The sequence below is a fragment of the Sphingomonas mollis genome (assembly GCF_016427505.1).
Lineage (GTDB): Bacteria > Pseudomonadota > Alphaproteobacteria > Sphingomonadales > Sphingomonadaceae > Sphingomonas > Sphingomonas mollis.
In genome coordinates this window covers 23205-35454 of sequence record NZ_JAELXS010000016.1, presented here as the reverse complement: position 1 = coordinate 35454, position 12250 = coordinate 23205, and the positions used below count along the sequence as shown (strand labels likewise).

Below are 12250 nucleotides of genomic sequence, written 5' to 3'. Positions count from 1 at the left end.
AACGAGGGCCAGAATCAGGCGGCCAAACTGTCGGAAAGCTACGAACGCGGCGAGACGGTCGACATCGCCAAGGTGATGCTGGCCCGCCAACAGGCGAGCGTGGGGTTCGAGGTGACCCTGCAGGTCAGGAACAAGCTGCTGTCCGCGTACAAGGACATCATGAGCATGCCGGTCTGATCCGATGAGCACCGCCCTCACGACCACCGCCTCGCCCGGCATGCCCGAGCGTTTCGCCAACCCGCTCCAGCAGATCCGTGGCGTCATGGCCCAGCCGGCGGTTCGCCGCTCGGCCCCGATGGCGCTGCTCGTCGGGCTGATCGGTGCGGCCGCGCTCGCCTGGATGAGCCTGTCGACGCCACCGCAGAAGACGCTGTTCTCCGGTCTCGCCGATGCCGACAAGGCGGCCGTCGTCCAGAGCCTGGAACAGGCGAACATCGCTGCGCATGTCGACGACGCCACCGGCGCGCTGACCGTGGGTGAGGACGATTACAGCCGGGCGCGCATGTTGCTCGCCGGGCAGGGCCTGCCCAAGGCGGCGCCCGGCGGTTATGCGATCCTCGACCAACTGCCGATGGGGGTCAGCCGCGCGGTAGAGGGCGAACGCCTGCGTCAGGCGCGCGAGACCGAACTTGCCCGCTCGATCCAGGATATCGATGCGGTGGTGGAGGCGCGCGTCCATCTCGCGATGCCCGAAGCGTCGGTCTTCGTACGGGACCGGGCCGCGCCATCGGCGTCGGTGATCGTCAAGCTGGGTGCCGGCCGGACGCTGAGCGAGGCGCAGGTGTCGTCGATCATCAATCTCGTCGCCTCGTCCGTGCCGGGGATGAAGCCCGACGCCGTCACGATCGTCGATCAGGCCGGTGCTCTGCTGACCCGTCCCGGCGGCCGCGACGCGGCGGGGGCGATGGGCGACGAGCGCATCGCGTTCCAGGCGCGAGTCGAGGACAAGTATCGCCAGCAATTGACCCAGTTGCTCACGCCATTGCTGGGCGCCGGCAATTTCTCGGCGGAGGTGCAGGCGGACGTCAACCTCGACGAGACGCAGGCGACGCGCGAAAGCTATGACAAGCAGGGTACGCTGCGCGCCGAAACCGGCGCGTGGACCGGCAACCAGAAGGATGGCGGCGGGCCGGGTGGTATCCCGGGTGCGCTGTCGAACACGCCACCGCCAGCCAGCACCTTGCAGGTGCCGACCCCGGCGGTGGGCGCGAGCGGCGGGCCACAGCCGGTGGCCGGCGCCGCCTCGCCCGATCCCGCCAAGCAGACCGACAGCTATCAGCGCGCCTATGATCTGGGCCGTGAGGTCTCGGTGACGCGGGCCGCGCCGGGATCGGTCAAGCGGCTGTCGGTCGCGGTGGTGCTGCGCGATCCCGACAAGGGTCGCCGGACCCAGATGGAGATCAACCAGCTGACCGATCTGGTGAAGAGCGCGGTCGGTTACGATCAGCAGCGGCAGGATCAGGTGACGGTCATCAGCCGCAAGTTCGCCGGGGCCACCGACACGGCCGACACGACGAAATGGTACGACAATGCCTGGCTGCCGGTGCTCGCCCGCAACGGCACCGCGATCCTCATCGCGCTGCTCGTCCTGTTCCTGGGTGTCCGGCCATTGGCCAAGGGGCTGATGAAGAAGCGCGACGACGCCAGCGTGCCGGTGGTTGCCGGTGTCGGTCTGCCCGGTCCCGATGGCATGCCGATGGTCGCGCCGCCCGTCAGCCTGGACCAGCTGGAAAACAGCCGTGGCTATGACGAGCGGATCGGGGCGGTGCGTGGCTTCACCCGCGACAACCCCGCCCGCGCCGCGCTGGCCGTGCGCGACATGATAAAGGCCGACGCCAAGTGAGCGCACTCGCGATGCGGACCTACACCGGCATCGAACGCGCGGCCGTGCTGATGATGATCGTCGGCGAGGAAGAGGCGGCGGCCATCCTCCAGAAACTGGAGCCGGACGAGGTGCGCCAGCTCGGCGCCGCGATGTTCAACGTCGCCGACGTGTCGGAACAGGAGGTCGAGGACGTGCTGGACGATTTCGTCGGCCGCGCCCGTGAGCGGACCGGCATTTCCTTCGACCCCCGCCCGCAGGTGGAGGCGGTGATGAACCGTGCGCTCGGTGCCGAGAAGGCGGAGAGCGTGCTCGCCCGGATCACCCCGGCCGAGGCGGCGTGCGAGCTGGAACTGCTCGACTGGATGGACGCGACCGATATCGCCGCGATGATCGAAAAGGAGCATCCGCAGATCGCCGCCGTGCTGATCGCCAATCTCGATCCGTCGATCGGCGGGCAGGTGCTGGAACTGCTGCCCGATACCGCACAGCCGGATATCCTCCACCGCATCGCCAAGCTGGGGCCGATCACGCCCGAAGCGGTGGATACGCTGAAGACCCTGCTGGCGCAGCGGACCGGATCGGCCAGCGGTGCCGCCGTAACGCTCGGTGGCACGCGTGAGGCCGCGAAGATCCTGTCCGGTGCGCGCAAGGCGACCGAACAGCGGGTCATGCCGAAACTGTTCAAGATCGACCGCGAGGTCGCCAAGCAGATCGAGGAGGCGATGTTCGTCTTCGATAATTTGCTGGAAATGGACGACAAGAACCTCGGCACGGTGATCCGCAACGTCGATGGCGAAATCCTGACCAAGGCGCTGAAGGGCGTCGACGAAACCATCCGTGCCCGCTTCCTGGGCTGCATGTCGGCGCGCGCCGCCGACGGCATCCGCGACGAGATGGAGGCACGTGGACCGATGAAACTGGCCGAGGTGCTGGAAGCGCAAAAGGCGATGATCGCGATCGCGCGCGGTCTGGCGAAGGACGGCACGATTCAGATGGGGGCGGGCGAGGACGATTATGTCTGAGGGTTTCGTCGCCGGCTTCGCTGCCCGCCACAGCGCGGCCACCCATATCCTGCAGGCTGCCTTTGCGCCGCCCGCCGGTTTCGCTCCGAGCGATCCGCGCACCCGGTTGGCGCAAGAAACGGTGGAACCGCGCCATTTCAGCCCCGCCAATCCGGGCGAGAACCCGACCGCCGGCTGGAACCCGCTGGATGCCAGCGTCGATCAGTCCTGCTTCGTCGATCCACTGGAAACCGCGCATGCTGCCGGGTACGCCGAGGGACTGGCGGCAGCCGCGGCAGCGGCCACCGCGACGCGGGTGCGCGACGAGGCGCTGATGGCGGGCGTCTCGGCCGCGCTGGGCAGCGACCGGATCGACCGCGAACAGGTGGCGGCGCAGTTGCGCCAGACGGTGCTGATGCTCGTCACCCGGATCGTCGGCGATGTCGGCGTCGCCGCCGATCGCCTCCACGCCCGCGTCGAGATCGCCACCGAGATGCTGGCCGACGGCGCCGAATCGGCGCTCCTTCGCCTGCATCCCGATGATGTCGCGCTGATCGAGGGGCGGTTGCCGGGTACGGTGTTCCCGGTCGGCGACGCCAATGTAGCGCGCGGTGCCTTCGTGCTGGAAAGCGCGTCGACCGTGGTCGAGGATGGGCCGGCGCTATGGCTCGAACAACTGGCCGCCGCGATCGACCGCGTGCCGTTGCCCGCCTGATGCTGAACCGTTTCACCGCCGATTATCTCGGCACGCTGGCGAATGCCGATTTCCGGCCGACCGCTTCGGTGTCGGGCCGGCTCGCTTCCTATGACGGGTTGCTGATGGAGGCGGTGGGGCTGTCACTGCCGGTCGGCACCGTATGCCGGGTCGGCGATGCCGTCGAGGCCGAGGTCATCGGCTTTCGCGGCGAGCGCACGCTGATGATGAACCTGGGCGGCCCGGCCGCGCTGTTGCCGAAAGCGCCCGTCCGGCCGGTGGGGGCGCCGGGCGAGGCGGAGGTCGGCGCGGCGTTGCTCGGCCGTGTCGTCGATGGCGCCGGCCGGCCGATCGACGGTCTGGGGCCGATCCGTGGTGCCGGCCGCTGGCCGCTGGCCGGCAAGTTGCAGGGGCCGCTCGATCGCGGTCGCGTGCTGGAGCCGCTCGACGTCGGTGTCCGCGCGATCAATGGATTGTTGACGGTGGGGCAGGGGCAGCGGATCGGCATCATGGCCGGATCGGGCGTCGGCAAGTCGGTGCTGCTCGGCATGATGGTCCGCGCGGCCAAGGCCGATGTGGTGGTCATCGGCCTGATCGGCGAGCGGTCACGCGAAGTAGCCGACTTCCTCGATACCAAGGTCGCGGGCGAAGCACGCGCGCGCTCGGTCGTGGTCGCGGTGCCAGCCAATCATTCGCCGGTGCTGCGCATTCGCGGGGCGCTCCGCACCCACGCCATCGCCGAGGCGTTTCGCGCCGAGGGCAAGCGCGTGCTGCTCATCATGGATTCGCTGACCCGCGTCGCCCATGCCGGTCGCGAGATCGGGCTGGCGCTGGGGGAGCCAGCGTCGGCGCGGGGCTATCCGCCCTCGGCCATCGCGATGCTGCCCAATCTGATCGAACGTGCCGGCGCCGATGCGCAAGGGTCCGGATCGATCACCGCGATCTACACCGTGCTGGCGGATGGCGACGACGGCAACGATCCGGTGGTCGATTCCGCCCGCTCGATCCTCGATGGCCATATCGTGCTCAGCCGGGCGTTGGCGGAACGCGGCGTCTATCCGGCGATCGATGTCGGCCCCTCGGTCAGCCGGGTGATGACCGACATTGTCGGGCGCGAGCATGTCCGCGCCGCCCGTGTGCTGCGCCGGCATCTGGCGACATATGAGGAAAACCGCGATCTGGTGTTGATGGGTGCCTATCGCCCCGGCGCCGACCCGGCGATCGACGCCGCCATCGCCTGCCACCCCGCGATCACCGATTACATCCGGCAGGACGCGGACGAGGTCGTGCCGCTGTCGGTCGCCGCCGCCGAGCTGGTCGGCGTGTTCGGCGAAGGATGACGCGCGCGGCCACGCTGGCGCGCATCCACCGCGTGCGGACGTTGCAACTCGGCCTCGCCCGAGCCGACGAGATGCGTCACCACGACACGCTTGCGAGCGAGACGGCGCTGACCGACCGTATCGCCGCGCTGGTCGATGCGGTCGCGCCGACCGCCGAGGTGCTGGCGGCCCAGCATTTGTCCGCTACCGCCTTCTATCGCGAGCGTCTTCAGCTGTCCGCCGATGCCGCGGCCAGCCGCGTTCGGGTGGCCGGCCACCGGGCCATGGTGGCCGAGGAAGCGACCCGCGCCGCCAAGCGCGACCAGACCGCCGTCGAAAAGCTGCTCGACGGCGCGCGGCGCATCGATCTCGCCAGGGCGATGCGGGCGCTGGAAGACATGCCTGCGGTCTCCAAGGGAAAACGGCACGGTCCTTGCTGAGGGACAGGTCGAGACCATCGCATCGAGATCCGACCGCTTCATGATCCAGTCCGCCACCACGACCCCCACCGCCGCCAGCGCCCCGCGCGCACCGTCCATGGTGCTGGGCCTGGCGGTGTTCGCGCTGCCGGGTGAGGCAGAAAATATCGGCGATGGTTCGCTCGTCGCAGATGACCGGCAGGAGGATGGCAAGGACGGCAAGCTCTTGCCGGCCGCCCTGCCGGAGGTGATGCCGTTCGATCCATGGGCGGCGCTGGCGGCTTTCATGCCGATGCCCGTTGCTGCGCCCGTCGCGCCGGCCGATGCGGCGCCGGTCGTTTCGATCGGCAGCAAGGTGTCGGTCACGACTGCGCTGCCGTCAGTGGCAATGCCGACCACCTTACCTGACTCGACGATACCTGCCGCTTCGCCGCTGCCTGCCGTCACGCCGTTGGCCGTCGCGCCGGCCGATCTGGTGCAGTTCGTTCATCCCGATCCTGATTTGCCTAATTTTATCATGCCGATGCCTTCGGTCGATCCAGTCGATGGCTTGCCGGCAAAATCAGTTCCAGTGGTGGATGCTCCTACCGTTGCGGCGCCGCATCTCCCTGCGAAGATGGACAGCCCGGTTACAACGATCGTCTTACCTTCGGTCGATAAGGCATCATCTGGCGTAACTACGCCGGCTGCCGATCTGATGACGGCTGCAGCTACCGCGAAAACTTTGATGCCTGCTCCCGGTGAGCCGACGAGTGCCTATCGGCGTCCGGATGTCTCGCTGGCCGCGCCTGTTTCAAATCAAACTTTGGCAGCGGCGACGCCCCGTCCCATGGTTACGATAACGAGGTATCAGCGTCTCGATATGCCGCCGGTAGTGGACGGCCCGATCGAACGTCCGGCGGCGGCGACCCTATCGATCCCGCTGCCTGCCACATGGCAGATGTCGCCAGCGGTGGTGGCCGCGCAACCCTTGCCCGTTGCGACCCCGAGCGTCCCGGCCGTGCCCGAAGTGACGCCGTTACCGTCATTCGACGCGGCAATGCCGGCACCCGTGCCGACACCGGAGATCCGCTCGATCGAGGTGCCGAACCGCGATAACACACCGCCGCCGCCGTTCCTGCCAGCGGCGCCGGCACCTGCCGGCGTCGTGTTCAGCGCGGCGCGGATGGCGGCTGGTCTGACCGATCAGGCGATCGACACGCCCAAGCCGATCGCAATCGACGCGTCGGCGCCCCCCGTAGCCGGTATCGACCACACCCTGGTGTCGGTCGTGCCCGTGGCCATGGCGGCGGAGGGGCCGCCGCTCGATCTGGCCGATCATCGCTGGCCGCAGGCCATGCTCGACCGGATCGAGATGCTGCGCGATGCCGCCGACGCCGTCGACACGCGCATTCGCGTCGTGCCCGATGCACTGGGGGCGATCGAGGTCGGCGTCCGGCAGGAGGGCGATACGCTGCACGTCCGCTTCACCGCGGACCAGGCCCAGACCCGCACCCTGTTGCAGGAGGCGCAGCCCCGCCTCGCCGAAGCGGCCGAACAACGCGGCCTGCGCCTGGGCCAGACGTCGGTCGGCGCGGGCGTCGATACCGGCACGACGGGGCAGGGCCAGCATCGCCCCCCTCCCACACCGCCAAGCGCCGATCCGCGCCGCACGACCGCCAACACAACCATCGCCACGACCGCCGATACGGCGGCCGATGACGACACCCGTATCGCCTGAACAGGATAGCATCGATGAGCGACGCCAAGGATGACGCTGCCCCCCCGAAAAAGGGCGGCAAGAAGAAGCTGCTGATGGGTGCCGCCGCCCTGATCGTGTTGATCGGCGGGGGCGTCGGAGCCGGCGTCTATGCCGCGCAGTCCGGCATGATCGGCGGCGGCAAGGATGCTCATGCCAAGGTCGACAACGGCCCCAAGCTGGTCCCCAAGAGCGAGCAGAAGCACGGTGCCGCAGAGGGCGGCGAAGGCGGCGAGGGTGGCGAAGGCCATGGCAGCGGCGACGATGCCGAGGCGGCGACCGCCACCGACCATAAGGGGACGCCGACGCCCGAGGGGCAGGGCGGCGACCGATACGCCTCCAATTATTACGCGATGGACAAGGAGTTCACGTCGAACCTTCAGGATTCGATGCACTTCATCCAGGTCGGCGTGGCGGTGTCGACGTCCTATGACGACAAGGTGATCCAGAACCTGAAGACCAACGACATCGCCGTCCGGTCGGCGGTGCTGATGACGCTGGGCGATACCACCGAGGATCAGGTGTTCAGCGCCGATGGCAAGCGCCAGTTGCAGGCCCGGCTGGTCAAGGCGATCAACGCGACGCTCCAGCAAAAAGAGGGTTTTGGCGGGATCGGTAACGTTTACTTTACCAGTTTCGTTGTTCAGTGAGGAATGGTTAACGCCCCTCCGAACCGTGATCGCCGCGCCCGCGAGCGTGAGCCCGTGACGGCGGCTGCGCTGGGTACGACCAAGCTCAATCCGTTCGGTGATCTCCACACCATGCAACATCTGGCTGCGCGTCTCGCGCGGGGGATGCGGCCGGTGTGGGAGGGGTTGCTGCGGCAGGAGGTGCGGTCCTTCGCCGAGCCGCTGAGCGTGCAGCGTTTCGCCGATTACCGGGTGGAACGCGGCGATGCGCTGACCGGCTGGCTGCCGCTGGCGATGACACCCAACGGCGCGCAGGCGTGGTGCGTGTTCGATGGCCGGTTCGTGCTGGAACTGCTCGACCTGTTCTTCGGCGGATCGGGTGCGGCGCCGGCCCAGCTGCCTACCGAATTCTCGCCCGCCGCCGATGCCATGGTGGCACGGCTCGGCACGATGATCGCAGGGCCGCTGGGTGCGGCATGGGAGCCGCTGACCCGCGTCGCCTTTGCGCCCGGCAAGCCGGAACAGGCCGCCGACATCGACGGCGATGACGCGGTGATCGTGACGCGGCTGGGGCTGGCCACCGGCGAGCGGCCGTCGTTCGTCGATATCCTGTATCCCGTCGCCGCGCTGAAACCGCACGGCGCCAGCCTGACCGGCAAGGTGCTGGACAAGGCCGAACCCGACCCGGTGTGGCGGACCAATCTGGCCCGCGCGACGATGGCGGTCCGTTTCCCCGTCCGCTCCGTGCTGGCCGAACCTGTCGTCTCGCTCAGCCTGTTGATGGATCTGAAGGCGGGTGACGTCATCCCGATCACCATCGCCCCCGACGTGCCGGTGATGGTCGGCCGCGATCGGCTCGGCTGCGGCACCGTCGGCACCGCCAACGGCCGCGCCGCCATCCGCCTGACCTCGCTCGCCCAACCCGACGAAGGATTCCAAGCATGAACGACATGACCGGCGGTTTTCCGGTCGACACCGCTGTCGCCGCCAATTTCCGGCTGCTGCAGGACGTCGATGTGAAACTCACCGTCGAGATCGGCTCGACGAACCTCAGCCTGCGCGAACTGCTGGCGCTGGGCGAGGGGAGCGTGATCGAGCTTGATCGGCAGGCGGGCGAGTTGCTCGACGTGTTCGTCAACGGCACGCTGATCGGGCGTGGCGAGGTGGTGACGGTGGGCGACCGCTTCGGCGTGCGCATGACCGAGCTGGTCTCGCCCGACAAGTCCGGCATCGGGCGCGGCTGACCGTCATGCTGTGGTCCTACATCCTGAAGCTCGTCATCCTGTTGCCGCTGGTGTGCGGGCTGATGATCGGGTGCCTGTATCTCTGGCGGCGGTTGGAATCCCGGATGCCGGGCAAGCAGGCGACGCGGCTGGTCAACGTGCGCGAGACGATGATGATCTCGCCCGGCCTGCGGCTGGCGGTGCTGGACTTCGAGGGTAAGCGCCTGCTGGTGTCGGTGGGACGCGGGGGCGTGACGTTGATCGACAAGGTCGACGCATGAGCATCTCGGTGACGCGAAAGGGATCGGGACCGGCACTGATCCAGCCGTCTGAGACGGCCGCGGCCGACCGGGGCGGGGCGGCGCGGCTGATCTGGATATTGATGGCGATCATGCTGGCGCTGGTCGTCGCGGCGCCCGCGCTGGCACAGGTCGCGCCGGCGGTGCCGGCCGCGCCCGGCACTCCCGGTATCGGTCCCGGCGTCGGCGACGCAGTGGACCGCGCGCTGGGGCAGCTCGGCGGCCAGCAGGGCCAGTCGGCGCCGCTGTCGCTGTCGTTGCAGGTCCTCATCATCATGGGCCTGCTCACGATCCTGCCGGGCATCCTGTTGATGATGACCAGCTTCACCCGGATCATCATCGTCCTGTCGGTGCTGCGTCAGGCATTGGGCCTGCAACAGACGCCACCCAATCAGGTGCTGATCGGCCTGTCGCTGTTCCTGTCGCTGTTCGTGATGGCGCCGACGATCAGCCAGATCAACACGACTGCGATCCAGCCCTATGCCGCGGGCCAGCTGGCCGGCACGCAGATGATCGCGACCGCGGGCGCGCCGCTCCACCAGTTCATGACCAAGCAGACGCGGATCAAGGACGTGACGATGTTCGCCGAGATGGCGAAGTCCGGCTCCTATGCGTCGCCCAACGACATCCCGTTCGCGGTGCTGCTGCCGGCGTTCATCACGTCGGAACTGAAGACCGCGTTCCAGATCGGTTTCCTGATCTTCCTGCCGTTCATCGTCATCGATCTGGTCGTCGCGACCGTGCTGATGAGTCTGGGCATGGCGATGCTGTCACCGACGATCATCTCGCTGCCGTTCAAGCTGCTGTTGTTCGTGCTGGTCGACGGCTGGGCGCTGACCATGGGCAGTCTCGCCAATTCGTTTGCGGTCTGACGCCATGGACGCCGATTACTTCCTGACGATCGCCAACCAGACGATGTGGGTACTGGCGCTCGCCTCCGCGCCGATCCTGGTGCCGGCACTGCTCGCCGGGCTGATCCTGGGCATGGTGCAGGCGGCGACGTCGATCAACGAGCAGACGCTGACCTTCGTGCCCAAGCTGATCGTCGTCGCGCTGTCGATCATGATCTTCGGCAGCCTGATCCTGGGGCTGCTGAGCGATTTCACGATCGGCATCTTCGAACGCATTCCCGATCTGGTGAAGTAGACCGCCATGCTGGGCTTCGGCCTCGCCATCGAGCCGCAGCTCTGGGCGCTGATCTTCGTGATGGTCCGCATCGGCGCGGCGTTCATGGCGGCGCCGGTGTTCGGGGCGGTGTCGCTGCCGGTGATCGTGCGCGTGTCGTTGACCGGCGCGATCGGGCTGCTCGTGTTGGCAGCGCATCCGATCGTGCCGCCGCCCAGCGTGTTCGCGGTCACGACGTTCGTGTCGATCGCGGCGGAGGCGCTGGTGGGGTTCGCGATGGGCTTTATCCTCCAGACCGCGTTCGCGGCGCCGCTGATCGCCAGCGAGTTGATCGGCGGATCGATGGGCATTGGCTTCGCCTCGTCGATCGATCCGCAGAACGGGCGGTCGTCGCCGGCGCTCGGCCAGTTCTTCTCGATCATGCTGACGCTGTTGTTTCTGTCGGTCGACGGGCATCTCGTCCTGGTCGACATGCTGGTGAAGAGTTACGACGCGCTGCCGCCCGGCGCCGCGTGGCTGGGCACCGAGCGGCTGAAGGCGATCGCGTTCTTCGGCGGCTATGCCTTCCTCGCGGGACTGTTGCTGGCGCTGCCGGTCGGGTTCCTGCTGCTGTGCCTGAACATCGTCGTCGGCATGATGAGCCGGGCGGCGCCGGCGTTGAACCTGTTCTCGGTCGGCCTGCCCGCCAGCCTCGCCGTCGGTGTCATCGCGCTGGCGATCGCGTTTCCGGCGATGGGTGATTACATGCTGGTCATCGTCAGCGAGAGCCTGTCCGCCGTGCAGACGCTGGTACTCGGCTGATGGCGGACGAATTCGGCGAAAAGACAGAAGCCCCGACCCCCAAGCGCCGGCAAAAGGCGGAGGAGGACGGTAACGTCCTGCGCTCGCGCGACCTCGCCACCGCGCTCGTCGTGCTGGCGGGGGTCGCGTGGGTGGCATTCATGGGGCCATCGCTGCTGGCGGCGTGCAAGGAAGTGATGGCGGCTAGCTTCCAGTTCGGGCGCGCGGACGTCGAGGACTTCTCGCCGTGGCGGCCGTTGATGGAGGCGGGGTGGCGGCTGGCGCCGGCGATCCTGTCGTTGCTGGGGATCAGCTTTGCCGCCGCGCTGGTCAGTGGCGCGATGCTGGGCAGTTTCGGTTTCAACGGCAGCCTGATCGCGCCCAAGGGCAGCCGCATCAACCCGGCCGCCGGTCTGAAGCGCATCTTCGGCAGCAACGGCTGGATCGAACTGGGCAAATCGTTGCTGAAGATGGTGCTGCTCGGCAGTATCGGCACGTACATGCTGATGCATGCCACGCGGGCGACGTTGGGGCTGTCGTCGTCCAACCTGCCGCAGGCGCTGCGCTATGTCGGCGATACCTTTACCGGCATCCTGATCGCGATGGCGGTGGGGCTGGTCGTGATCGCCGGGATCGACGTGCCGATCCAGATCCTCCAGCGGCTGGGCAAGCTGCGCATGAGCAAGCAGGAGATCAAGGACGAGCACAAGGAGAGTGAAGGCTCGCCCGAGGCAAAGGGCCATATCCGCGCCCGCCAGCGCGCGATCCTGTCGGGCGGTGCGCGCAAGGCGGTGGCGGAGGCGCATGTCATCCTGACCAACCCGACCCATTTCGCCGTCGCATTGCGCTATGATCGCGGCCGCGATCAGGTGCCGGTGGTGGTGGCCAAGGGGCGCGGGGCGACGGCACTGGCGATCCGCGAGATCGCCGGGGAGGTCGCGGTGCCGGTGCTGGAATATCCGGCGCTCGCCCGTGCGGTCTATTACACGAGCCGCGAGGGGCAGGAGGTGCGCGACGACCTGTACCTGTCGATCGCCACCGTGCTGGCGTTCGTGTTCGGCCTGAATGCGGCGGCGGGCGGCACCGCGCAGCCGCCGATCGAGGTGCCGCTCACTGCGCGGTTCGACGAAAACGGGATGAAAATTACCTAAATATCCGGGGGCGGCGGCCGTTTCAGGGGACAGCATAGGGACGGGTG

At 67.9% G+C, this 12250-nt stretch carries 15 protein-coding genes; all 15 read left to right on the top strand.

What is annotated here, in order from left to right:
* Window positions 1-177 (top strand): flagellar hook-basal body complex protein FliE (locus JAO74_RS17595; protein ID WP_199041300.1); only part of this gene is annotated, 177 nt, incomplete at its 5' end.
* Between the two features lie 4 nt (window positions 178-181).
* Window positions 182-1843 (top strand): flagellar basal-body MS-ring/collar protein FliF, encoded by a 1662-nt coding sequence (gene fliF / locus JAO74_RS17590; protein WP_199041297.1) that lies wholly within the window; start codon window positions 182-184, stop codon window positions 1841-1843.
* Window positions 1844-1854: 11 nt separating this feature from the next.
* On the top strand, window positions 1855-2847 hold the full coding sequence (gene fliG / locus JAO74_RS17585; RefSeq protein WP_199041318.1) for a flagellar motor switch protein FliG: 993 nt from the start codon (window positions 1855-1857) through the stop codon (window positions 2845-2847).
* Window positions 2840-3541: a FliH/SctL family protein gene (locus JAO74_RS17580; protein ID WP_199041294.1), complete on the top strand. Its 702-nt coding sequence runs from the start codon at window positions 2840-2842 to the stop codon at window positions 3539-3541. Before fliG ends, JAO74_RS17580 begins: the two co-directional genes overlap by 8 nt.
* Window positions 3541-4860, top strand: coding sequence for a FliI/YscN family ATPase (locus JAO74_RS17575; RefSeq protein WP_199041291.1), 1320 nt, complete (start codon window positions 3541-3543; stop codon window positions 4858-4860). The genes JAO74_RS17580 and JAO74_RS17575 overlap by 1 nt, the downstream gene beginning before the upstream one ends.
* Window positions 4857-5279, top strand: coding sequence for a hypothetical protein (locus tag JAO74_RS17570; RefSeq protein WP_199041288.1), 423 nt, complete (start codon window positions 4857-4859; stop codon window positions 5277-5279). Before JAO74_RS17575 ends, JAO74_RS17570 begins: the two co-directional genes overlap by 4 nt.
* Before the next feature lie 40 nt (window positions 5280-5319).
* The gene (locus JAO74_RS17565; RefSeq protein WP_199041285.1) at window positions 5320-6978 is read left to right on the top strand and encodes a flagellar hook-length control protein FliK; all 1659 of its coding nucleotides are present in this window, start codon (window positions 5320-5322) and stop codon (window positions 6976-6978) included.
* Window positions 6979-6992: 14 nt separating this feature from the next.
* Entirely contained in the window at window positions 6993-7646 is a 654-nt protein-coding gene (locus JAO74_RS17560) for a flagellar basal body-associated FliL family protein (protein WP_199041282.1), read from the top strand.
* 3 nt (window positions 7647-7649) lie between these two features.
* Window positions 7650-8570, top strand: a complete 921-nt coding sequence (locus tag JAO74_RS17555) for a FliM/FliN family flagellar motor switch protein (protein WP_199041279.1) — start codon at window positions 7650-7652, stop codon at window positions 8568-8570.
* Entirely contained in the window at window positions 8567-8869 is a 303-nt protein-coding gene (fliN, locus tag JAO74_RS17550; RefSeq protein ID WP_199041276.1) for a flagellar motor switch protein FliN, read from the top strand. Before JAO74_RS17555 ends, fliN begins: the two co-directional genes overlap by 4 nt.
* 5 nt (window positions 8870-8874) lie before the next feature.
* Window positions 8875-9129: a flagellar biosynthetic protein FliO gene (locus tag JAO74_RS17545; RefSeq protein WP_056526653.1), complete on the top strand. Its 255-nt coding sequence runs from the start codon at window positions 8875-8877 to the stop codon at window positions 9127-9129.
* Window positions 9126-10019: a flagellar type III secretion system pore protein FliP gene (fliP, locus tag JAO74_RS17540; RefSeq protein WP_199041273.1), complete on the top strand. Its 894-nt coding sequence runs from the start codon at window positions 9126-9128 to the stop codon at window positions 10017-10019. The genes JAO74_RS17545 and fliP overlap by 4 nt, the downstream gene beginning before the upstream one ends.
* Before the next feature lie 4 nt (window positions 10020-10023).
* Window positions 10024-10293 (top strand): flagellar biosynthesis protein FliQ, encoded by a 270-nt coding sequence (fliQ, locus tag JAO74_RS17535; protein WP_199041270.1) that lies wholly within the window; start codon window positions 10024-10026, stop codon window positions 10291-10293.
* Between the two features lie 6 nt (window positions 10294-10299).
* Window positions 10300-11073, top strand: coding sequence for a flagellar biosynthetic protein FliR (fliR, locus tag JAO74_RS17530; RefSeq protein ID WP_199041267.1), 774 nt, complete (start codon window positions 10300-10302; stop codon window positions 11071-11073).
* Window positions 11073-12203 carry an EscU/YscU/HrcU family type III secretion system export apparatus switch protein gene (locus JAO74_RS17525; protein ID WP_199041265.1) on the top strand — a complete coding sequence of 377 codons (1131 nt, stop codon included), beginning with the start codon at window positions 11073-11075 and terminating at the stop codon, window positions 12201-12203. Before fliR ends, JAO74_RS17525 begins: the two co-directional genes overlap by 1 nt.
* The last annotated feature ends 47 nt before the right edge of the window (window positions 12204-12250 follow it).